This is a genomic window from Streptomyces sp. W1SF4 (assembly GCF_003950035.1).
GTDB classification, from domain to species: domain Bacteria; phylum Actinomycetota; class Actinomycetes; order Streptomycetales; family Streptomycetaceae; genus Streptomyces; species Streptomyces racemochromogenes.
On the sequence record NZ_CP034350.1, the window covers coordinates 2,356,344 to 2,376,524 of the forward strand.

The window sequence follows — 20,181 nt, forward strand, 5'->3', positions numbered from 1 at the left end:
GGTGAACGCCGCACCCGCCCCCACCACCGCCGAAACCCTCCGCAGCGCGCTCGCCGGGCTGCTCGACGGGCTCCCGCCGAAGCAGGCCTCGGCCGCCGTCGAGCGGCTGATCGCCAACTACCGGGGGGCCACCCCCACCGACGCGCCCGTGCTGCGCGACCGCTCCGACGTGGCGGCGTACGCGGCGTACCGGATGCCGGCCACCTTCGAGGCCGTACGGTCCGCCCTGGACGGGCTGGCGGAGGCCGCCCCGGACTGGACGCCGGGCTCGCACGTGGACGTGGGCGGCGGCACGGGCGCCGCGACCTGGGCGGTGGACGCGACCTGGGACGGGCCCCGCGCGACGACGGTGCTGGACTGGGCGGAGCCGGCGCTGGCGCTCGGCAAGGAGCTGGCGGGCCGTTCGCCGTCGGCGGTGCTGCGCGCGGCCGAGTGGCGCCGGGCCGTCATCGGCAGCGGGATCGGCCTGCCGGACGCGGACCTGGTGACCGTGTCGTACGTACTGGGCGAACTGACGGCGGAGGCCCGTACGGCGGTCGTCGCCGAGGCGGCCCGCGCCGGACGGGCCGTCGTCCTGATCGAGCCGGGCACGCCCCAGGGGTACCTGCGCGTCCGCGAGGCCCGCGAGCAGCTGCTCGCGGCCGGGATGACGGTGGCGGCGCCGTGCCCGCACGACGGGGCCTGCCCCATCGAGGTCGGGCAGGACTGGTGCCACTTCTCGGCGCGGGTCAGCCGCTCCTCGCTGCACCGGAAGGTCAAGGGCGGGTCCCTGCCGTACGAGGACGAGAAGTTCGCCTACGTCGCCGCGACGCGGTTCCCCGTGACGCCGGTCCCCTCCCGGATCACACGCAAGCCGCAGATCCGGAAGGGGCTGGTCCTGCTGGACCTGTGCGGTCCCGAGGAGGCGGGGCTGTCCCGGGCGACCGTGACCAAGCGCCACGGCGGCCTCTACAAGGCGGCCCGGGACGCCGAGTGGGGCGACGCCTGGCCGCCCGCCTCCGCCGGCGCCGAAGCCGAGTAGGGGTCTACGGCCTCAGCTCCTGGGTGCAGCACTTCACGCTGCCGCCGCCCTTGAGCAGCTCGCCCAGGTCCATCGGGACCGGCTCGAACCCGCGGTCGCGCAGCCGGGCCGGCAGTCCGGTCGCGCCCTGCGGGAGCAGGACGTGCCGCCCGTCGGAGACCGCGTTCAGGCCGAAGGCCGCCGCGTCCTCGTCCTCCACGACCAGGGCGTCCGGGAACAGCCGGCGCAGCACGGCCCGGCTGCCGGCGGAGAAGGCCGGCGGGTGGTACATGATCTCGTCGCCGTCGAGGACGCAGAGCGCCGTGTCCAGGTGGTAGTAGCGCGGGTCCACCAGGTCGAGGCCGATGACGGGGCGGCCGAAGAACTCCTGGGCCTCGTCGTGCGAGAGCGGGCTGGAGCGGAAGCCCCGGCCGGCCAGGATGTAGGTGGCGGTGACGGCGAAGTCCCCCTCGCCCTCGTTGACGTGCGAGGGCTCGTGGACGTCCGTGAAGCCGTGCGCGCGGAACCAGTCGAGATGGATCTCCGCCTCGGCGGCGCGTTCCGGGTGGGCGAAGCGGGCGCCGAGCACCCGGCCGTCGACGACGAGCGCCCCGTTCGCCGCGAAGACCATGTCGGGCAGGCCGGGGTCGGGGGCGAGGGTCTCGACGGTGTGCCCGAGGGAGAGGTAGCGGTCCCTCAGGTCCTCCCACTGGGCGAGTGCGAGGGGCAGGTCCACCGGTTTCGTGGGGTCCATCCACGGGTTGATGGAGTACGTGACCTTGAAGTGCGCGGGTGGGCACATCAGGTAGCGCCGGGGTGTGGCGTCTCTGCGCAAAGAAGGCTCCTCACGACTACGACTACGACTACGACTACGACTACGGACTCACGGTGCTGTGCGCGTGTCGAGAGAATCGTCTCTCCTCGGGGGTTGCCGCGCAGTGAACCGACCGGGTGAATTACCACAACGGCCGGAAGACGAGACGTCTCGGACCGACTTGGTACGTTGGGGCGGTGACCAAGACCCCCGATGCCACCCGCCGCAGCGACCGCTCCCGGCGCGCCATCCTCGACGCCTCCCTCGTGCTGGTCGGCGAGCTCGGCTACAACAAGCTGACCATCGAGGCCATCGCGGCCCGTGCCGGAGTCGGCAAGCAGACGATCTACCGCTGGTGGTCCTCGAAGGCCGAGGTGCTGCTGGACGCATCGCTGGCGCTGGCCGGGGAGGCGGGCGCGGAGGCCGGCTGGACGGGCTTCCCGGACACCGGGGACCTGGCGGCGGACCTGAAAGCCGTACTGCGGGCCACGGTCGACGAGTTCGCCGACGCCCGGTACGAGGCCCCCGCGCGCGCCCTGACCGCGGCCGGCGCGACCGACCCGGAGCTGGGGGCGCGCTTCACCGAGCGCCTGCTGGAGCCGCAGCTCGCGCTGTACGAGGCCCGGTTGCGGTCGGCCCGGGAGGCCGGGCAGCTCCCGGCGGCCACCGACCTGCGGCTGACGGTGGAGATGCTGGTGGGCCCGCTGACGTACCGGTGGCTGCTGCGGACCGCGCCGCTGACGCACGGCTTCGCCGACGCGCTGGTGGACCGGGTGCTCGCCGGCGTGGGATACGTCACCGCCGGGCGGCCGGACAGCGGGTGACTCCGGCACGGCCGAGAACCATATGGCCCGATTGTGCGGTTATGTGGGGCACTCGTTCGGGGAGTCCCTCCGGGGGGTGCGGTCACCCGGCGCTCCCGATGGTGGGACCATGGAATGGTCTGCCGGGGCAACGGTGAGGTAGGGGATAGATGGGGTCTGAGTCCGGCCGCGTCAAACGCGGCGAGCTGAGCAGGATTTCCCAGTGGCTGCGCCGCCGCTCGAAACCCGCCCCCGAGGACCCCGGCGAGGAGCGCGAAGCGCTCCTGCTCGCCGTCGCCGCCGCCGGACTCCCCCTCGCCCCCGCCGCCCATCCCTCGGGGTACCGGTGTTCGTGCGACCGCATCGGCTGTCCCACGCCGGCCCGGCACCCCGTCTCCTTCGCCTGGCAGACCCAGTCGACCACCGACCGCGCGCAGATCGAGCGTTGGGCCCGCAACCAGCCCCACGCCAACTTCATCACCGCGACGGGCATGGTGCACGACGTCCTGGACGTCCCCCTGGAGGCCGGCCGCAGCGCGCTGGAGCGCCTGCTGGCCGCGGGCATCGAGGTCGGCCCCGTCGCCGAGTCCGGCGGCACCGGCGACCAGGCCCGGATGCTCTTCTTCACGGCGACCCGCGGTACGCCGGAGGACGAGGACGAATGGTGGCCCTGCGAACTGGACTGCCACCCCGAGACGATGGACGAACACCCCGGCCTGCGCTGGCACTGCCGCGGCAGCTACGTCCTGCTCCCCCCGGCGGCCCTCCCCGGCGACCACGCGGTGACCTGGCTCCGCGACGTCCGCCACCCCCTCCCGGACCCGCTGACCCTCCTGGAAACCCTGACGGACGCCTGCGCCCAGTACGCGGGCGCGCTGGACCAGACCCCGGCCGCAGTCGCCTGGCCCCCGGGCCACTAGCCGGCCGCTGCGCGGTGCGGGTGCTGTGCCGCCGCTGCGCGGGGCCGGTCCCCGGGGGCTCCGCCCCCAGACCCCCGCGCCTCAAACGCCGACGAGGCTGGATGTGCCGCTGCGCGGCAACGGGGTCAGGGGCAGCACCCCTGGGAACGGGCGAAGGGCGGGTAGGGGACCTCGCCCCCGCGCAGCGGCACAGCCACCCGCACCCGACCCGCCAGCCCCGCCACGGGATCAGTGGATCTGGGTGACCACCACATCGAGGGACCACGCCTTCGCCGGCTTCGCCGGAGCCTCGGCCTCCACCGCGTAGCCCAGGTCCCGCAGGGCCGTCACCAGCTCCGCCGGCGAAGCCGGAACGGCGCCGGCGAGCAGCAGGTCGCGTACCAGGCGGCCCTTGGTGGCCTTGTTGAAGTGGCTGACCACCGACCGCTTCTCCACCCCGTCCACCACCTGCGAGTGCAGCACCCGCACGGTGGCCGTGCGCCCCGCCGTCTCCCCCTTCGGCTTCCACGCGGACGCGTACGCCGACGAACGCAGGTCCAGCACCAGCCCGTCCCCCGCCGCCTGCGGCATCACCTCGGCCATCGGCGTGCGCCAGTACGCGCCCAGCGCGCCCAGCCCCGGCAGCTTGACGCCCATCGAGCAGCGGTAGGAGGGGATCCGGTCCGTCACCCGCACCGCGCCCCACAGCCCGGAGAACACCAGCAGCGTCCGCTCGGCCAGCTCCCGCGCGGGCGCCGGCAGCCCCGCGAGGTCCAGGGCGTCGTAGAGCACACCGGTGTAGATCTCCCCGGCCGGGAGGGCCGGCGCCGAGAGCAGGGCGGCGTTCTTCGCGACCTCACCGCGCAGGCCCTCGCTGAGCCCGAGCACCTCGCGCGCCTTCGGCTCGTCCGCCGCGCACAGCTCGACGAGCTCCTCCAGGACGGCCGCCCGCGCGGGGGCCAGGCCCGGCAGCGACAGGGACGCGGGGTCGAGCGGTGCGCCGGAGCCGCCGGCGGCCTTTCCCTCGGAGGGCGGCAGCAGCACGAGCACGGTGGTTCTCCTTCAGACGACGCGGCGCAGGGGATGCGGCCCCCCGGCCAGGGTAGACGCCCCGCCGCCCCCCGCTCACAGCCGAACGCCCACGGCCGCGGCCGCTGGGGCCGGGGGCGGACCGTGGCCGCCGTGGCGTCGGCGGACGACGGGCCGGCGAAGCCGAGCAGGGAGGCCACTGCCAGTGCCGGCGCTGCTGCCGCGTTCCACCGCGCGGCGGGATTGCGGGCCCGCGCGGATCCGCCGGAGTCGGCCTACGCTCGGTCCATGCCACGCCGTCACATGCACATGGCCGGAGCGGACGGGGCGGTGCTGCGCGCCGCGCTGGGCGAGCTGCGGACGCGACTGGGTGTGCCCGGGACCTTCCCGGCGGAGGTGCTCGCCGAGGCCGAGCGGGCGGCCGCCGCGCCCCGGCTGCCGTCCGAGGACCTGACCGGCCTCCCCTTCTTCACCGTCGACCCGCCCGCCTCCGTCGACCTCGACCAGGCCATGCACCTGGCGAAGCGCCCCGCCGGCGGGTACCGCGTGCACTACGCCATCGCCGACGTCGCCGCCTTCGTCAGCCCCGGCGGCGCCCTCGACGCCGAGGCCCACCGCCGGGTGACCACCCTCTACTTCCCCGACGGCAAGGTCCCCCTGCACCCGCCCGTGCTCTCCGAGGACGCGGCCAGCCTGCTGCCCGACCGCACCCGCCCGGCCCTCGTGTGGCGGCTGGACCTCGACTCCGACGGCCGGGTCGAGACCACCGACGTCCGCCGCGCCCTGGTGCGCAGCAGGGCCAGACTCGACTACGACGGCGTGCAGAAGGCCATCGACACCGGCACCGCCGAACCCTCCCTGGCGCTGCTGAAGGACATCGGGATCCTGCGCGAGGCCCTGGAGGCCGAGCGCGGCGGCGTCTCCCTGAACGTCCCCGAGCAGTAGGTCGTCGAGCACGGCGGCTCGTACAGCCTGGCCTACCGGGTCCCGCTCCCGGCCGACGGCTGGAACGCCCAGGTCTCCCTGATGACCGGCATGGCGGCCGCCCAGCTGATGCTCTCCTCCGGCACCGGGATCCTGCGCACCCTCCCCCCCGCCCCCGACGGCGCGGTCGGGCGGCTGCGCCGGGCGGCGAAGGCGCTGCGGATCGACTGGCCGCACCACGTCCCGTACGCGGCGCTGGTCCGCTCCCTCGACCCGCGCGTCCCGGCGCACGCCGCCTTCCTCCAGGAGTGCACGGCCCTGCTGCGCGGCGCCGGCTACACGGTCTTCACCGGCGGCCGGACCCCTGACCCGGCCCTGCACGCGGCGGTCGCCGCCCCGTACGCGCACTGCACCGCCCCGCTGCGCCGGCTCGTCGACCGCTACGCCGGCGAGCTGTGCGTGGCGGCGGTGGCGGGGGCGGAGCCGCCGGCGTGGGCGGTCGAGGCGCTGGAGGCACTGCCGCGCGAGATGGCGGAGGGCACCCGGCTGGCGAACTCGGTCGAGCGGGAGTGCGTGGACCTGGTGGAGGCGGCGCTGCTCAAGGACCGCGTCGGGGAGACCTTCGAGGCGATGGTGATCGACGTGAAGGAGCAGGAGCCGAAGACCGGCACCGTCCACCTGGAGGAGCCGGCCGTGGTGGGGCGGGTCGTGTCGCCGACGGGGCGGCTGCCGCTCGGGGAGCGGATCCGGGTCCGGCTGACCCAGGCCGACCCGGGCACCGCGAAGGTCCTCTTCGCGCCGGCCTAGAGCGACGCGGCGGACCACGCGGTGCGGCAGCCCGTCACGGGGGTGCGGGTTGCCGCAGTGCGGCAACCAGCGCGCGGGGTTCGTCGGTGTGGAAGCGGATCGTACGCGCCCTGGCGCGGGCGCCGAGCGGCCGGCGGAAGTCCAGCGGGCGGTTCAGCTCCAGGGTGACGGTCGTCTGGCTGCCCACGATCAGGTCGAGCACCCCGTCCTCGGAGACCGTGACGAGCCGCCCCTCGGGGTAGCGGCGCTCCGCCCGGGCCGAGGCCACCGCGTCCGGCGGGACGGTGAGGTCGAACAGGGCCCCGTAGCGGATCCGCAGCGACCCGTCGGCCCGCAGCACGTGCGGCCGGGTCACGCAGGCGGCGTGCAGGGCCAGGAACAGCAGCACCCCGTACACGTCGAGGACCAGCACCACGCGGTGCACGGCGGGCCAGGGGACGAGGACGGCCAGGCCGACGGTCTCGACCACCGACACGAAGAGGAACCCGTACATCATGGCCGTCTGCGGCCCCGTGTACGCGGCGGCGAGGTCGCCGGGGCCCACCCCGTGCCGGCGGCGCACGATCCACCGGCCGAGCGAGGCGGCGGCCCGCAGCTCGTGCAGCAGCAGCCGCAGCACCGGCTCGGGCACGACGGCCCTCACGGCCCGCCGCCAGGAGCCGGTGCGCCGCCGCAGCGAGCCCAGCACCCAGGCCTCCAGCGCCAGCACGCCGAGCACCAGCGCCTCGGCGGCGGCCGTCGCCCACGGCGGCGGGCGCACCCCGGCCGCGAGGCACAGTACGAGGACCAGCTCGGCGGGTACGACGGCGCAGGCCGCGGTCCGCGCGACCCGTACGGCGCTCACGCCCGCCCCCGGCCGACGAAGGCCGCCATCACCCGGCGTACGACCTCCGCCTGCGCGGGGGCGTACTCGGCGAGCAGCGCCTCACCGAAGCCGGGGACGACGGGCCCGCCGGACGGGATCGCGGCGAAGGCCTCCTCCGGTACGGCGGCGACCATCGCCTCGGCGAGCGGCCCGATCCGGGGGTCGTCGACGGCGGCGCCGGCCAGCTCGTCGAGCCGCTCGTACAGCGCGAGGACGTCGGGGTCGGCGGCGAGCGGCCCGAGGACGGAGTACAGCTCCTCCCCGGCGGCGCCGGTGGCGTCGAGCAGGGTGAGGTGCTCGCGGTCCTTCGCGGCGGCCGGCGAGTCCGTCGCCGGGGCCTTCGCCAGCAGGGCGGCGAGCGCCGGTGAGACCGGCTCGGCGTCGCCGGGGCCGGCGGCGAGCAGCACGGCCAGCCGGCGGCGGCGCCCGGCCAGCTCGGCCTCCTGCCGCGCGAGGTCGGCGTCCAGTTCCCGCAGTACGTCGGCCGGCTCGCGACCGGCGTCGCCGGCGAGGACGTCCCGCACCTCGTCGAGGCCGAGCCCGAGCTCGGTGAGCCGGCGCACCCGGGCCAGCAGCACGGCGTCGCGCACGGTGTAGGCCCGGTACCCGTTGGGTCGCCGCTCCGGCTCCGGGAGCAGCCCGACATGGTGGTAGTGCCGGACCGCCCGGGTGGTGACCCCGACCAGCGCGGCGATCTCTCCGATCCGCATGGCCCCCAGTAGAAACCCTGCCGCTGCGTCAAGGTCAAGGCGGTGCGGACGGCCGGGTAGCATGGTCGGCACGACAGACGAGTCGGCCGGGCGGCCGCGTCGGGGTCCCCGGACCCCGCCGAGGAACGTCCGGGCTCCACAGGGCAGGGTGGTGGGTAACGCCCACCCGGGGTGACCCGCGGGACAGTGCCACAGAAAACAGACCGCCGGGGGCTTCGGCCTCCGGTAAGGGTGAAACGGTGGTGTAAGAGACCACCAGCGCCTGGGGTGACCCAGGCGGCTAGGTAAACCCCACCTGGAGCAAGGTCAAGAGGATCCGTCCCCGGACGGGTCTGCGCGAACGCTTGAGGGCTGCCCGCCCGATGTTCGCGGGTAGACCGCACGAGGCCGGCGGCAACGCCGGTCCTAGATGGATGGCCGTCTCCCCGGCGACCGCGAGGTCTCCGGGTGACAGAACCCGGCGTACAGGCCGGCTCGTCTGTCGTTCTCCTCCCCCCGGAACCCCCGGGCCCTCCCCCGGGCCCCCGGGCGGGACCCGCCGCAGCGGGGCCCGCCGGAGTCGCGCGGCTACTTCACCGGGGCGGTGTACGACTTGCCGACGAAGCCGTTCCTGAAGGTGACCGTCTTCGCGGTGATCTTGCCCTTGACCGTGATGGTCCCGGTGGCCTTCTCCCCCTTGGCGAGCTTGACGGTGTCGATCTGGTCCTCGGCCGCCGCCAGTTCGATCTGCCTGCGCGTGCCGTCGTCCCCCGTCACCTCGAAGTAGAAGACGTTGACGTCGACCTGCTTGGCGGAGTTGTTGACGATGGTCACCTGGACGGAGGTGTAGTCGCCGCTCTGGGCCAGGACGCTGGGCTTGAAGGGGGTCGGCGAGGCGGTCAGCGTCACGTCGGCGTTCTTGTCGGCCGTCCCGGCCGGGGCGTCGGAGTTCCCGGGCGCGGGCTGCATCGGCGCCGCGTTGGGGGCCGAGGAGGCGCCGGGCGCGGTGGGCACCGTGATCGGGGTGTCCTTCTTGGCACCGCTCTTGGCGGCGCCGGTGAACACCGCGCCGCAGGCGAAGAGGACCAGCGACAGCAGGACGATGCCGCCGCAGCCGAAGCCGATGATCTTGCCGGCGTTGCTCTTCTGCGGCTGCGGCTGCGGCGGCGGGGCCGGGTAGCCGTAGGGCGGCGGGGGCTGCTGCCCGTAGGGCGGCGGGGGCTGCTGGCCGTACGCCGGCGGGGGCTGCTGGCCGTAGGCCGGGGGCTGCTGGGGGTATCCGTAGCCGGGCTGCTGACCGTACGGCTGCTGCGGCTGCCCGCCGTAGGGCTGCTCCGGCTGCTGGCCTGGGTAAGGGGTGGTCATGGGGACTCCTCCGCTGGGTGGTTGCCGTCGGGCTCAGGGCCGGATGCCGAACACCCTCGGAAGGAGCGCCGTGAACGCGGAACATGAGCGCCGCCCAGCTTAAATAAAACGCCAAAGCGTGACATAGGGAGTTCCAAAAATGAGACGGTCTCCTCCGAATCAGCCGCGCTGACAGAGAGAAGCCCCCTTGAGAAGCACCGCCCCCGGCGGGCGGGTTCACCCCGCCCACCCCGGCGACCCGAAGAGGATCGGCCCCTACCGGATCATCGGGCGCCTCGGCACCGGCGGCATGGGCACCGTCCACGCCGCCCTCGACCCCCGGGGAACGCGGGTCGCGGTCAAGTCCGTTCACCTGGCCCAGGCCCAGGACCCGGAGTTCCGGGCCCGGTTCCGCCGCGAGGTCGCGCTGTCCGCCCGCGTCCAGGGCCCCTGCCTGGTGCCCGTGCTGGCCGCCGACACCGAGGCCGAACGCCCCTGGCTGGCAGCGGAGTACGTGCCCGGCCCCACCCTGGACCGGCACCTCGCCGCCCACGGCCCGCTCACCGGCGGCAGCCTGTACGCCTTCGCCGCCGGGACCGCCCAGGCCCTCTCCGCGATCCACCGCGCCGGCGTGGTCCACCGGGACGTGAAACCGCAGAACGTCATCCTGAGCCCGGCCGGCCCCCGGATGCTGGACTTCGGCATCGCCCACGCCGCCGACGGCACCTCCGTGACCCGGACCGGCGTCATGACCGGCACGCCGGGCTGGATCAGCCCCGAGCACTACCGCTCCGGCACGACCGGCCCCGCCGGGGACCTCTTCGCCTGGGGCGCCCTCGTCGCCCACGCCGCCACCGGCCGCCTCCCCTTCGGCACCGGCGCCCCCGACGTGGTCGCGTTCCGCGTGATGTCCGGGGACCCCGACCTCGACGGACTGCCCGCCGCCCTCCGCGAAGTGGTGGAGGCGGCCCTCGCCAAGGACCCCGCGGCCCGGCCGACCGCCGAGCGGGCCGCCGGCCGCTGCTCGGCCCTGCTCGCCGCGGAGGCCACCCAGCTCCTCGCGGCCGGCGCCGCGCCCGCGGCACCCACCCTGGCCGGCGACCCGATCGCCGCCCAGTGGCACCTGCCCGCCGTCGACGACCCCGCCTGGCCCTCCCCGCCGGCCCCCGGCCGGGGGCGCCTGCTGCTCGCCGTCACCGTGGGCGCGGCCGTCCTCGGCGGGGCCGTCGGCGGGCTCCTCGCCCTGCCCGCCGCGTCCCGCGACGACGCCCGGGCCGGCGGGGCCCCGGCCGTCGCCACCCCGGGGAACGCGTCCCGCACCACCGGCACCCCGGCCGCCCCCGTCCCGTCCGCCGACCCCAAGGGCGCCACCGCCGACGGCGGGCCCACCCTCGCGACCTGGCGGCAGGCCCGCGCGGCGCTGACGCCCGCCGAGCACGACGCCCACCCGTCCATCGGAACCGGAGCCTGGCTCGGCACCGGCGACGGTCCGGGCCAGGACTTCGCCCTGACCTTCCACCAGCCCCGGGGCGAGGTCTACGTCACCTCCTCCGGCCCGGCGCTCGACGCGCCTTCGCTCCGCGAGGTCGCCCGGACGGTGTGCCTGGGCCTGCGCCACCTGCGCAGCGCCTACCCGGACCTCCCGTACGGCACCTTCGTGATCGTCGACACCGGGCGCGCGGCGGGTCCCGGCATCGTCTGGTCGGACGACTTCCGTACGAACACCACCTGCTCGGCCTCCCTCACCGACCGGGCCGCCGACCGACCGACCGGCCCGAGCGGACCGGGCGGACAGGCAGCCGACTGGTACCCGGCCGCGGGCGGACTGGCCGTCGCGAAGATCCCGTCCAGCGACGCGGACGAGATCCGCGTCGCCGACCGGACCGCGACGTCGATCATCGGCGAGTGGAACGCCGGCGGCGCCTCCGGCGGCCGGCTCGGCCACGAGAACCTGGCCGTCGGCTTCGACCCGGCCGACCGGGTCATGTACGTCTGGGCGGTCAAGCCCCTGTGGGACCGGACCACCCGCGAGGAGTGGGCCCTCAAGGCCGCCCGGCGGGCCTGCGCGGACCTCACCTCCGAGTCCGCGAGGTCGGCCGGCTGGCCCTACGCCCGGTACGCGGTCTTCGCCGAAGACGGCTCCGGCGGCGGCGAGTTCCTGCGCTGGGGCACCGCCGGCAGCTGCGGGGACTGACGGCGCACGCGCAGGCCCCCGCCCGGGATCGGGCGGGGGCCTGCGGGTGCGCGTGGCGGGGCCGTCAGCGCAGGTGCGAGGTGTCGTTCAGGAGCCGGACCGAGGCGTTGCCGTCGGCGTAGTAGGCCACCGCCGACAGGGACGCCGCCGACAGCTCCATCCGGAACAGGGACTCCGGCGGGGCGCCCAGCGCGAGGCGGACCAGCGTCTTGACCGGCGTCACGTGCGTGACCAGCAGCACCGTGCCGCCCGCGTGCGCGGCCAGCAGCCGGTCACGCGCCGCCGACACCCGCCGGGTGACGGCCGTGAAGCTCTCGCCGCCGCCCGTCGGGGCGGCACGCGGGGAGTCCAGCCACGCCTGGAGGTCGTCCGGGAAGCGCTCCCGCACCTCGGCGAAGGTCAGCCCCTCCCAGGCCCCGAAGTCCGTCTCGCGCAGCCCCTCTTCGACCGCGACGGGCAGCCCGAGCCGGTCCGCCACGGCCTGCGCGGTCTCCCGGCAGCGGCGCAGCGGGGAGCTGACGACGGCCTGTACGGTGCCCCGCGCGGCCAGCGCCTCGGCGACGGCCGCGGCCTGGCGGCGGCCGGCCGGGGACAGCTCCGGGTCCGTGCCGCCGCTGCCGGAGAAGCGCTTCTGCGGGGTCAGGGCGGTCTCGCCGTGACGCAGCAGCACGAAGGTGGCGGGGGTCCCCATGTCGGGGCCGCCCCATCCGGTCCCGGTGGCGGCGGGAGCCGCCGCGGCTCCGGCCGCGGGGGCACCGGCGGGGGCCGGGACACGGGCGGGGGCGGCCGGTACCTCGGCCGGCGCGTCCGCGAACAGGGTGTCCGCCCCGGACGCGGCAGCGCTGCGGGCGGCCCGCACGTCGGCGCCGGCCGCACGGGTGCCCGTACCGGCGCCTACGGCCGCTTCGGCCCCGGCGGCACCGTGGGAGCCGGTGCCGACCTCGGCCGCACGGGTGCGCGTACCACCGCCGGAGGCCAGGGCGGCGCGCACCGCGGCCGCGCCCTTCGCCGCGTCGCCGGGGGGCCCGGCCGGGGCGGGGGCGAGGTCGGCCGTCGAGGCGGACGGCTCCCACTGCCTGCCGCGCTTGCCCGCGTCCATGGCCTCGTTCGCGAGCCGGTCCGCGTGCTTGTTCCGCTCGCGCGGGATCCACTCGTACGTGACCTGCGCGCGCGGGAGGATCTTCGCCGCCTCGGCCGCGAGCGGCTTCATGTCGGGGTGCTTGATCTTCCAGCGGCCCGACATCTGCTCCACGACGAGCTTCGAGTCCATCCGGACCCGGACCTCCGCGTCCGGCGCCAGCTCGGCCGCCGCCCGCAGGCCCGCGATCAGGCCCTTGTACTCGGCGACGTTGTTCGTCGCGACGCCGATGAACTCGGCGCGCTCGGCCAGCGTCTCACCGGTGGCCGGGTCGAGGACGACCGCCCCGTAGCCGGCGGGGCCCGGGTTGCCCCGGGAGCCGCCGTCCGCCTCCACGACGAAACGCGGCATCAGATGCCCGAGTCCGCCGCACGGACCAGGATGCGGCCGCAGTTCTCGTGGCGGACGACCTGGTCGCGGGCCGCGGCCTTGATCTCGTTGATCTCGGCCATGTCGAGCTCCAGCCGGCAGCCCTCGCAGCGGCGCTGGTACAGGCGCGCGGCGCCGACCCCGCCCTGCTTGACGCGGATCTTCTCGTACAGCGCCATCAGGTCGGACGGCATGGAGGCCACGATCACCTCGCGGTCCTTGGCGACCTTCGCGGCCTCGGCGTCGAGCTCGCCGGTGGCGGCGTCGCGGCGCGCGGTGGCGTCCGCCAGCTTGGCCTCCAGGGCGGAGACGCGCCCGGTGATCTCGGTGACGCGCTCCTGGGCGCCCTCCAGCCGCTCCATGACCTCAAGGACGACGTCCTCCAGGTCGGCCTGGCGCTTGGCGAGCGAGGCGACCTCGCTCTGCAGGTTCGCCAGGTCCCGGGCCGAGATGCCCGCGCCGGAGTCGAGCCGCTGCTGGTCCCGGGCCGCGCGCTGGCGCACCTGGTCGACGTCCTGCTCCGCCTTGGTCTGCTCGCGGGCGGCGTCGCTGGCCTGCGTCTGGGCGGCGACGAGGAGGTCGCGCTGCTGGCTGAGGTCCTTGGTCAGCGAGTCGACCTCGGCGTGCTCGGGCAGCGACTTGCGCTTGTGGGCGAGCTGAGACAGCCGGACGTCCAGGGCCTGGACGTCGAGAAGTCGGATCTGGTCGGCGGGCTCGGCGTTCAGTTGGGGGCTCCAGAGGCACTAGAAGGGGGTGTGGCGGACGGCGCGTGCGCCGTCCAGGGGTCGGTGACCGTGCGCGAGACGTGGGTCCGCAGACCCCAGCCGTGGCGCTCGGAGATCGCGTCGAGCTGCGCGGCGGCCTGCTCGCACCAGGGCCACTCGGTGGCCCAGTGCGCGGCGTCGACGAGGGCGAGCGGGCTCTGCTCGCGGGCCTCGGACACCGGGTGGTGGCGCAGGTCGGCGGTGAGGAAGGCGTCCACGCCGGCGGCGCGGACCTGCGCGAAGAGGCTGTCGCCGGAGCCGCCGCTGACGGCGACGGTGCGGATCAGCGCGTCCGGGTCGCCGGCGGCGCGAATGCCCTGCGCGGTGCGCGGCAGCCGGGCGGCGGCGCGGGCGGCGAACTCGCGCAGGGTCTCGGGGTGGTCGAGCTCGCAGATGCGGCCCAGGCCGCGGCGGCCCGCCGGGTCGGTCGGATCGGGCACGAGGGGGCCGGTGACACGCAGGTCGAGGGCGCCGGCGAGGGCGTCGGAGACGCCGGGGTCGGCGGTGTCGGCGTTGGTGTGGGCCACGTGCAGGGCGATGTCGTTCCTGATCAGGGTGTGCACGACACGGCCCTTGAAGGTGCCCGCGGCGACGGTGGTGGTGCCGCGCAGGTAGAGGGGGTGGTGGGTGACGACCAGGTCGGCGCCGAGCTTCACCGCCTCGTCGACGATCTCCTGTACGGGGTCGACGGCGAACAGCACCCGGGTGACCTCGGCATCGGGGTCGCCGCAGACGGTGCCGACGGCGTCCCACTCCTCGGCCCGCGAGGGGGGCCACAGAGCGTCCAGCGCGGCGATGACTTCAGAGAGACGGGGCACGGGCCAAGGCTACCGTCCACGGCGACCGCCGGTCCCCTGACCGGGGCGCCAGCACAACCGCCTCCGGCGCCACCGGCGAATCGGTGGTCGGCCACCCGTACGTGTGAAGCGGGCCGGGACGTGTTGTTCGGCTGGAAGTGCGAAAACTAGCTTCCTGCCCGGAGGTGACGGCCCGGATGACTGTCTGTGCCACCGAGATCACGACGAACACCGCGCTCCCGGACCCCGAGATCCCCGAGGTCCCCGAGGTCCCCGAGCTCCCGGATTCCCCGGGGGCTCCCGAAGGCCCGGCCCCGGCCCCCGCCCTGGCGGTGTCCGCCGACGGGGCGTACGCGGCCCGGCTGGCCGGGGAGGGGGAGGCGCGCTACCCGGAGCGGTGGACGCTGGGCGGCCCGGAGCCGTACGCGGTGCCGCTGCCGCTCGCGCAGCCGGAGGAGGCCGACAGCGAGGTGCTGGCACTGGCCGACGGGCAGGTGCTGATCCACCGCCGGGTCGCCGACCGGCACGAGTTCTCCCTCCTCTACCCCTCGGGCGCCGCCTCCGGCCCCCGCACCGGGGAGTTCCGCCTCGGCGCGGTCGACGCCGAGGAAGGGCTGCGGGTCCGCCTGCTGCCGCCGTCCCCCGACGGGTGCGGGGCCTTCGCCCTGGCGGTGGGGGCCGGGGAGAGCACCGTCTGGCGGGTGGCCGGGGGCTCCGGCGGGCCCGAGCGGGTCGCGGTGGTCCCGGGCCGCTGCTCGGGCGGGGTCTGGCTGGACCGTACGGGCCGGCTGCTGGCCCTGGACCGCGAGGCCGACGGGCGCACCAAGGCCGTCGCGGTGGACCTGGGGCGGGGCGGGGTGGTCAGCCCGCTGCTCCAGATCGCCGAGGACAGCGACGACCGGCTGCTGCTGGCGGCCCCGGACAGCGGGCTGCTGCTGATCCGCTCGGACGCCCCGGGCGAGCCCCGGCTGGGCTGGGGGGTGCTGGGCAGCGAGCGCCCGGTCCGCTTCCCGGAGTGCCTGCGGCTGGAGGACGCCCACCCCTTCGCGGTGCAGCCCGGGCAGGTCCTGATGCCGGAGACCTGCGGGGTGGCGCTCCGGCTGGGCGACGGCGGGCTCGCGCTGTGGCGTCCCGCCGACCGGTACGTCTTCCGGCTCGGCGCCCCGCAGGGCTGGCTCGGGAGCGGGCTGTGGACCCCGGACGGGCGGCTGTGCCTGCCGTACGCCACCCCCGGGGTGCCGTGCGGCGTCGTCAGCCTGAGCCAGCCAGCGGCCCCGCCGCCGCCGGTGCGCGTGGACCCGCCCCCGGCGCCGGCGCCGCGGCCGGTGCCGCTGCAGCAGGCGCCGCTGGGCTGAGCCGCGTACGGGGCCCCGTGATAGGGAAGGGGCGTGACGATCACCGAACGCCCCGCCGCCGACCGGCCCTTCGACGCGCTCCTGTGCGACCTCGACAACGTCATCCGCTTCTACGACTGCGGCGAACTGGCCGCGCTGGAACGCCTGGCCGGCCTGCACGAGGGCACCACGGCGAAGCTGGCGTTCTCCCCCGAGCTGGACCGGCCGCTGCTGCTCGGCCGGATCACCCGGGAGCAGTGGGCGGACTCCATAGCCGAGCGGCTCCGCGAGGACTACGCCGAAGCCCGCTCGTGGGAGCTGGCCGAGGCGATGACCCGGTCCCCGTTCGCGGCCGACGAGGCGGTGGTGTCCGTACTGCGCGGGGCGCGGGCGGCCGGGCTCTGCCTGGTGCTGGTGACGAACGCCGCCCTGGACCTCGACGAGGACCTGGCGGCGATGGGGCTCACCGACCTCGCGGACCACGTGGTCAGCAGCGCACGGGAGGGCGTGGCCAAGCCGGACCCGGAGATCTACGCGATCGCCGCCGCGCGGGCGGGCGCCGCCCCGGAGCGGTGCCTGTTCGTGGACGACCGGCCGGAGAACGTGGAGGCGGCCGTCGCCTTCGGGATGACCGGTGTGCACTACCGCGGGCCGGACGACCTGCGCGCGGCGCTCGCCTTCCTGGACTGAGGGGCACCGCTGCGGACGAGGTGCGGCGGTGGCCCGGGGGTCCCCTCCCCGGGCCGCCGCCGTGCACCGCTCAGCCGTGCTTGAGGCCCAGGACCTCGGCCGCCGCGAAGGTCTCGTTCGCCGGGCGGGAGTCGTAGTGCGGGGTGAGGAGGGCGTCGAGCTCCTCGTAGGAGAAGACCTCCTTGGCCGTGTCGAACTTCGCGGCCACCCGCGGGCGTTCCATCACGACGACGATCCCGCCGTGCACGACGAAGAGCTGTCCGTTGGCCTTGGCGGAGGCGGGCGAGGCCAGGTAGCCGACCAGCGGGGAGACGTGCTCGGGGGCGAGGGCGTCGAGCTCGCCGTCCTCGGGGACCTGGAAGCCGGCGAAGACGTCCTCGGTCATCCGGGTGCGGGCGCGCGGGCAGATCGCGTTGGCCGTCACCCCGTACTTGGCCAGGGCCAGGGCGGTCGAGGTGGTCAGGCCGACGATGCCGCCCTTGGCGGCCGCGTAGTTGGGCTGGCCGGCCGAGCCACCGAGGAAGGCCTCCGAGGAGGTGTTGACGATCCGCCCGTACACCGGCCCGCCGGCCGCCTTGGAGCGTTCCCGCCAGTGCGCGGCGGCGAAGCGGGTGGTGTTGAAGTGGCCCTTGAGGTGGACCCGGATCACCGAGTCCCACTCGTCCTCCGTCATGGAGAAGACCATCCGGTCGCGCAGGATGCCGGCGTTGTTGACGAGGACGTCGAGCTTGCCGAAGGAGGAGACGGCGAGGCCGACCAGCTCCCGGGCCTGCTCGAAGTCGGCCACGTCGCCCAGGTGGGCCACCGCCCGGCCGCCCGCCGCGCGGATCTCCTCGGCCACCTCCTCCGCCGGCGCGGCCGAGGCCTCGCCCGAGCCGTCGCGGCCGCTCTGCCCGAAGTCGTTGACGACGACGCTCGCGCCGAGCCGGGCGAGTTCGAGGGCCTCGGCCCGGCCGAGGCCGCGGCCCGCGCCGGTGACGATGGCGGAGAGCCCCTCAAGTGGGAGTGACATCCGTGGCGTTCCTCTCAACGGTGAGCAGCGGTGGACAGTGGCCGGTGGGCGGCGGTCGGTCGGCGGCCGGTCGGTCGGCGGTCTCAGAGTTCGATGCAGGTGCGCAGGGCCACGCCGGTGCGCATCTGGTCCAGGGCGTCGTTGATCTCGGCCAGGTTCACCCGGTGGGTGATCAGGTTCTCCAGGTCGATCCGTCCGGCCCGCCACAGCGCGATGGTGCGCTCGTAGGAGCGCAGGACGTCGCCGCCGCCGTACATGGAGGGCAGGATCTTCTTCTCGTCGAAGAACAGGGAGAACATGTTGACCTGGAAGTCGTCGTCGAGGGCGCCCGCGCCGACCACGACGACGGAGCCGCCGCGGCGGGTCGTCTCGTACGCCTTCTGCGCGGTCGCGGACTTGCCGACGACCTCGAAGACGTAGTCGAAGCCCTCGCCGGCGGTGATCCGGTTCTTGGCGTCGGCGAGCTCCTGCGGGGAGACGGCCTCGGTGGCCCCGAACCGCAGGGCGGCCTCGCGCCGCGAGGCGACCGGGTCGACGGCGATGATCTGTGCCGCGCCCTGGACCTTGGCGCCCTGGATGACGGAGATGCCGACGCCGCCGCAGCCGATGACGGCGACCGAGGAGCCGGCCTCCACCCTGGCGGTGTTGATGGCCGCGCCGAGTCCGGTGGTGACGCCGCAGCCGATGAGGGCGGCGATGTCGAAGGGCAGGTCGTCGGGGATGGGGATCGCGCAGGCGGCCGGGACGACCAGCTCCTCGGCGAAGGTGCCGGTGCCGGCGAAGCCGAAGACGTCACTGGCGGCGCGCCTGAAGTTGGGGGTGGCGACGTTCCCGAAGGCCTCCAGGCACAGGTGGCCCTGGCCGCGCTTGCAGGCGGGACAGTGGCCGCAGGGCGGCAGCCAGCAGACGAGGACGCGGTCGCCGATCCGGTGGGAGGTGACCCCGTCGCCGACGTCCGTGATCACGCCGGAGCCCTCGTGGCCGGGTATGAAGGGGGCCGGCTGCGGCAGTACGCCGCTCATCGCGGAGAGGTCGGAGTGGCACAGGCCGGTGGCCTTGACGCGGATCCTGACCTTGCCGGGGCCGAAGCCCACGGCCTCCATGTCGTCGACGACCTCCAGCTTGTCCTGGCCTATCTCGCTCTGCAGTGCTGCGCGCACGGTGCGGCTCCTTAATGGGTGCTACGAGTGCTACGAGGTGCTACGAGTGTTCGACGACGGTGTCGGCGAGGACCGGCGCGTCGTCCCGTTCGGCGGCGGTCACCGAGACCAGGACGCGGCCCTCCTCGCGCCACATCCGGATGCGCAGCGTCTCTCCCGGGAAGACGATCCCGGCGAAGCGCGTGCGGTAGGCGCGGACCCGGGAGACGTCCCCGTCCAGGACGGTGTCGACGACGGCCTTGAGGGTCATCCCGTACGAGCACAGGCCGTGCAGGATCGGCTTGTCGAAGCCGGCCAGTTTGGCGAACTCCGGGTCCGCGTGGAGGGGGTTCCAGTCCCCGGAGAGGCGGTAGAGCAGCGCCTGCTCCTCGCGGATGGCCCGTTCCTCGGTGCGGTCGGGGGCGCGGCCGGGCAGTTCCTCCTTGACGGAGGGGCCGCGCTCGCCGCCGAACCCGCCTTCACCGCGTACGAAGATCTGCGCGTCGCTGGTCCACAGCGGCCCGTCGGCGTCCGCGACCTCGGTGCGCAGCACGATCACCGCCGCCTTGCCCTTGTCGTAGAGGGCGGCGACCTTGGCGGAGGAGGTGGCGTTCCCCTTGACGGGGATGGGCCGGTGCAGCTCGATGGACTGGCCGCCGTGCAGGACGTTGGCGAGGTTGACCTCGATGCCGGGGGCGGCGAGGCCGCCGAGCATGGCCATTCCGGCTCCGGCGACGGTCGCGAAGCTGGGCAGGACGTGCAGCTTGGACTCCAGGGTGTAGCGGAGCTCGTCGGGGTCCGTGGCGAGGCTCTGGCCGTTCAGCGACGCGCCCGCTCCGAGGCCGAGGTGGTAGAGCTGGACGTCCTTGTGGTCCCAGCCGATGTTCCCCTGTCGGGGTTCGGCGGCCAGGGCCCTCGCGGCATCGATCGGCATGAGGATGCTGCTCCTTCGGTTCCTTGGAAGACCTCGGTGCGGCCGTCCGCACCGTCGGCCGCACCGAGGTCGTGTGCGGAGCCGGACGCCACCGCACGCGTTCTAGAACGCGTTCTAGCGTCGGCTGAAGGCATGTATAACGCACGCCCCAGCACTTGGGAAGACTCCTGACCTCGCGTCAGATGACCTTTGGCCGGAGCGTGTTGCCCACCGCGCCGGACACCGGCGGATACGCTTCGCCGGTGGACGAAATGCCCGTGACGCACCGGCCCGCACGCTCGCTGCGCGTCCTGCTGGAGCCCCCGGACCCGGCCCTCGCGCTGCTGCTCGGCCTCCAGCCGGACATCGAGGTGGTCGACTCCCCCGTGGCCCGGCCCGAGGTGGCGCTGGTGGAGGAGGTCGCCGCGGTGACCGCCCTGCTGGCCGAGGACCCCGAATGCCGGGTCCTGGTCACCGCCCGCTCGGCCCGCCCCGGCCTTCCGGAGGCGGCCCTGGCGGCGGGCGCGGCGGGACTGGTCCTGCGGGACGGCCCCGTCGAGGACCTCGCGGACTGCCTGCGCCGGGCCTCCATGGGCGAGACGGTGATCGACCCCGCGCTCGGGGGTACGTAGACGTCCCCGGACGCCCCCCGGACAT

Annotated in this window: 17 protein-coding genes, 1 other RNA gene and 2 pseudogenes; 9 read left to right on the plus strand and 11 right to left on the minus strand. The window is 75.1% G+C overall.

Annotated features, from left to right (window positions below; genetic code table 11):
• The first annotated feature begins 1 nt into the window (after position 1).
• Positions 2 to 1,021: a small ribosomal subunit Rsm22 family protein gene (locus D1J60_RS10985; RefSeq protein ID WP_125820972.1), complete on the plus strand. Its 1,020-nt coding sequence runs from the start codon at positions 2 to 4 to the stop codon at positions 1,019 to 1,021.
• A 4-nt stretch (positions 1,022 to 1,025) separates the two neighbouring features.
• Here D1J60_RS10985 and ddaH read toward each other — a convergent pair.
• Positions 1,026 to 1,853: pseudogene (gene ddaH / locus D1J60_RS10990) on the minus strand (dimethylargininase); the annotation flags it as partial.
• 158 nt (positions 1,854 to 2,011) lie between these two features.
• Between ddaH and D1J60_RS10995 the strand changes: the two are divergent.
• Both D1J60_RS10995 and D1J60_RS11000 read left to right on the plus strand, forming a co-directional pair.
• Positions 2,012 to 2,638 (plus strand): TetR/AcrR family transcriptional regulator, encoded by a 627-nt coding sequence (locus D1J60_RS10995; protein WP_125820973.1) that lies wholly within the window; start codon positions 2,012 to 2,014, stop codon positions 2,636 to 2,638.
• Positions 2,639 to 2,787: 149 nt separating this feature from the next.
• Positions 2,788 to 3,537: a bifunctional DNA primase/polymerase gene (locus tag D1J60_RS11000; protein ID WP_125820974.1), complete on the plus strand. Its 750-nt coding sequence runs from the start codon at positions 2,788 to 2,790 to the stop codon at positions 3,535 to 3,537.
• A 228-nt stretch (positions 3,538 to 3,765) separates the two neighbouring features.
• Here D1J60_RS11000 and yaaA read toward each other — a convergent pair whose 3' ends face one another.
• Positions 3,766 to 4,566 (minus strand): peroxide stress protein YaaA, encoded by an 801-nt coding sequence (gene yaaA / locus D1J60_RS11005; protein ID WP_125604015.1) that lies wholly within the window; start codon positions 4,564 to 4,566, stop codon positions 3,766 to 3,768.
• A gap of 267 nt (positions 4,567 to 4,833) precedes the next feature.
• Between yaaA and D1J60_RS11010 the strand changes: the two are divergent.
• Positions 4,834 to 6,276 (plus strand): annotated as a pseudogene (locus D1J60_RS11010) (RNB domain-containing ribonuclease).
• A gap of 34 nt (positions 6,277 to 6,310) precedes the next feature.
• On the opposite strand, the gene D1J60_RS11015 reads toward D1J60_RS11010, so the two are convergent.
• Both D1J60_RS11015 and D1J60_RS11020 read right to left on the minus strand, forming a co-directional pair.
• On the minus strand, positions 6,311 to 7,120 hold the full coding sequence (locus tag D1J60_RS11015) for a hypothetical protein (protein WP_125820975.1): 810 nt from the start codon (positions 7,118 to 7,120) through the stop codon (positions 6,311 to 6,313).
• Complete coding sequence (locus tag D1J60_RS11020) at positions 7,117 to 7,851, minus strand: MerR family transcriptional regulator (RefSeq protein WP_125820976.1); 735 nt, start codon at positions 7,849 to 7,851, stop codon at positions 7,117 to 7,119. The genes D1J60_RS11015 and D1J60_RS11020 overlap by 4 nt, the downstream gene beginning before the upstream one ends.
• Before the next feature lie 78 nt (positions 7,852 to 7,929).
• On the opposite strand from D1J60_RS11020, the gene rnpB reads away from it, so the two are divergent.
• An RNA gene (gene rnpB / locus D1J60_RS11025) (RNase P RNA component class A) lies at positions 7,930 to 8,332 on the plus strand.
• A gap of 86 nt (positions 8,333 to 8,418) precedes the next feature.
• Here the strand turns inward: rnpB and D1J60_RS11030 are convergent.
• On the minus strand, positions 8,419 to 9,195 hold the full coding sequence (locus tag D1J60_RS11030; RefSeq protein ID WP_125820977.1) for a DUF4352 domain-containing protein: 777 nt from the start codon (positions 9,193 to 9,195) through the stop codon (positions 8,419 to 8,421).
• Positions 9,196 to 9,382: 187 nt separating this feature from the next.
• Here D1J60_RS11030 and D1J60_RS38625 point away from each other — a divergent pair, with 187 nt between their 5' ends.
• The gene (locus tag D1J60_RS38625; RefSeq protein WP_125820978.1) at positions 9,383 to 11,368 is read left to right on the plus strand and encodes a serine/threonine-protein kinase; all 1,986 of its coding nucleotides are present in this window, start codon (positions 9,383 to 9,385) and stop codon (positions 11,366 to 11,368) included.
• Between the two features lie 64 nt (positions 11,369 to 11,432).
• On the opposite strand, the gene D1J60_RS11040 is transcribed toward D1J60_RS38625, so the two are convergent.
• Genes D1J60_RS11040 through D1J60_RS11050 form a run of 3 tightly spaced genes read right to left on the minus strand, consistent with a single transcriptional unit; the run spans position 11,433 to position 14,457 of the window.
• Positions 11,433 to 12,857 carry a bifunctional RNase H/acid phosphatase gene (locus D1J60_RS11040; RefSeq protein ID WP_125820979.1) on the minus strand — a complete coding sequence of 475 codons (1,425 nt, stop codon included), beginning with the start codon at positions 12,855 to 12,857 and terminating at the stop codon, positions 11,433 to 11,435.
• Complete coding sequence (locus D1J60_RS11045; protein ID WP_125820980.1) at positions 12,857 to 13,600, minus strand: C4-type zinc ribbon domain-containing protein; 744 nt, start codon at positions 13,598 to 13,600, stop codon at positions 12,857 to 12,859. The genes D1J60_RS11040 and D1J60_RS11045 overlap by 1 nt, the downstream gene beginning before the upstream one ends.
• On the minus strand, positions 13,597 to 14,457 hold the full coding sequence (locus tag D1J60_RS11050) for a Nif3-like dinuclear metal center hexameric protein (RefSeq protein WP_125605266.1): 861 nt from the start codon (positions 14,455 to 14,457) through the stop codon (positions 13,597 to 13,599). The genes D1J60_RS11045 and D1J60_RS11050 overlap by 4 nt, the downstream gene beginning before the upstream one ends.
• A gap of 176 nt (positions 14,458 to 14,633) precedes the next feature.
• Between D1J60_RS11050 and D1J60_RS11055 the strand changes: the two genes are divergently transcribed.
• Both D1J60_RS11055 and D1J60_RS11060 read left to right on the plus strand, forming a co-directional pair.
• Entirely contained in the window at positions 14,634 to 15,791 is a 1,158-nt protein-coding gene (locus D1J60_RS11055) for a hypothetical protein (RefSeq protein WP_241253218.1), read from the plus strand.
• 33 nt (positions 15,792 to 15,824) lie between these two features.
• Entirely contained in the window at positions 15,825 to 16,460 is a 636-nt protein-coding gene (locus D1J60_RS11060) for an HAD-IA family hydrolase (RefSeq protein ID WP_125820982.1), read from the plus strand.
• Positions 16,461 to 16,530: 70 nt separating this feature from the next.
• Here the strand turns inward: D1J60_RS11060 and D1J60_RS11065 are convergent, their stop codons facing one another.
• The 3 genes from D1J60_RS11065 to D1J60_RS11075 all read right to left on the minus strand — a co-directional run bounded on the left by D1J60_RS11065 (position 16,531) and on the right by D1J60_RS11075 (position 19,545).
• Positions 16,531 to 17,472 carry a 3-oxoacyl-ACP reductase gene (locus D1J60_RS11065; protein WP_125603488.1) on the minus strand — a complete coding sequence of 314 codons (942 nt, stop codon included), beginning with the start codon at positions 17,470 to 17,472 and terminating at the stop codon, positions 16,531 to 16,533.
• Between the two features lie 83 nt (positions 17,473 to 17,555).
• Positions 17,556 to 18,632, minus strand: coding sequence for a Zn-dependent alcohol dehydrogenase (locus tag D1J60_RS11070; RefSeq protein ID WP_125820983.1), 1,077 nt, complete (start codon positions 18,630 to 18,632; stop codon positions 17,556 to 17,558).
• Between the two features lie 40 nt (positions 18,633 to 18,672).
• Positions 18,673 to 19,545, minus strand: coding sequence for a MaoC/PaaZ C-terminal domain-containing protein (locus D1J60_RS11075; RefSeq protein ID WP_125820984.1), 873 nt, complete (start codon positions 19,543 to 19,545; stop codon positions 18,673 to 18,675).
• Between the two features lie 251 nt (positions 19,546 to 19,796).
• On the opposite strand from D1J60_RS11075, the gene D1J60_RS11080 reads away from it, so the two are divergent.
• Positions 19,797 to 20,156, plus strand: coding sequence for a DNA-binding response regulator (locus tag D1J60_RS11080; protein WP_241253548.1), 360 nt, complete (start codon positions 19,797 to 19,799; stop codon positions 20,154 to 20,156).
• Positions 20,157 to 20,181 lie beyond the last annotated feature (25 nt).

Bases quoted from the DNA above. Each gene is read 5' to 3' on its own strand.
- D1J60_RS11000 (WP_125820974.1), top strand. From the start codon at position 2,788: ATGGGGTCTGAGTCCGGCCGCGTCAAACGCGGCGAGCTGAGCAGGATT.
- D1J60_RS11020 (WP_125820976.1), bottom strand. From the start codon at position 7,851: ATGCGGATCGGAGAGATCGCCGCGCTGGTCGGGGTCACCACCCGGGCG.
- D1J60_RS11030 (WP_125820977.1), bottom strand. From the start codon at position 9,195: ATGACCACCCCTTACCCAGGCCAGCAGCCGGAGCAGCCCTACGGCGGG.
- D1J60_RS11040 (WP_125820979.1), bottom strand. From the start codon at position 12,857: ATGCCGCGTTTCGTCGTGGAGGCGGACGGCGGCTCCCGGGGCAACCCG.
- D1J60_RS11055 (WP_241253218.1), top strand. From the start codon at position 14,634: ATGACTGTCTGTGCCACCGAGATCACGACGAACACCGCGCTCCCGGAC.
- D1J60_RS11065 (WP_125603488.1), bottom strand. From the start codon at position 17,472: ATGTCACTCCCACTTGAGGGGCTCTCCGCCATCGTCACCGGCGCGGGC.
- D1J60_RS11075 (WP_125820984.1), bottom strand. From the start codon at position 19,545: ATGCCGATCGATGCCGCGAGGGCCCTGGCCGCCGAACCCCGACAGGGG.
- D1J60_RS11080 (WP_241253548.1), top strand. From the start codon at position 19,797: ATGCCCGTGACGCACCGGCCCGCACGCTCGCTGCGCGTCCTGCTGGAG.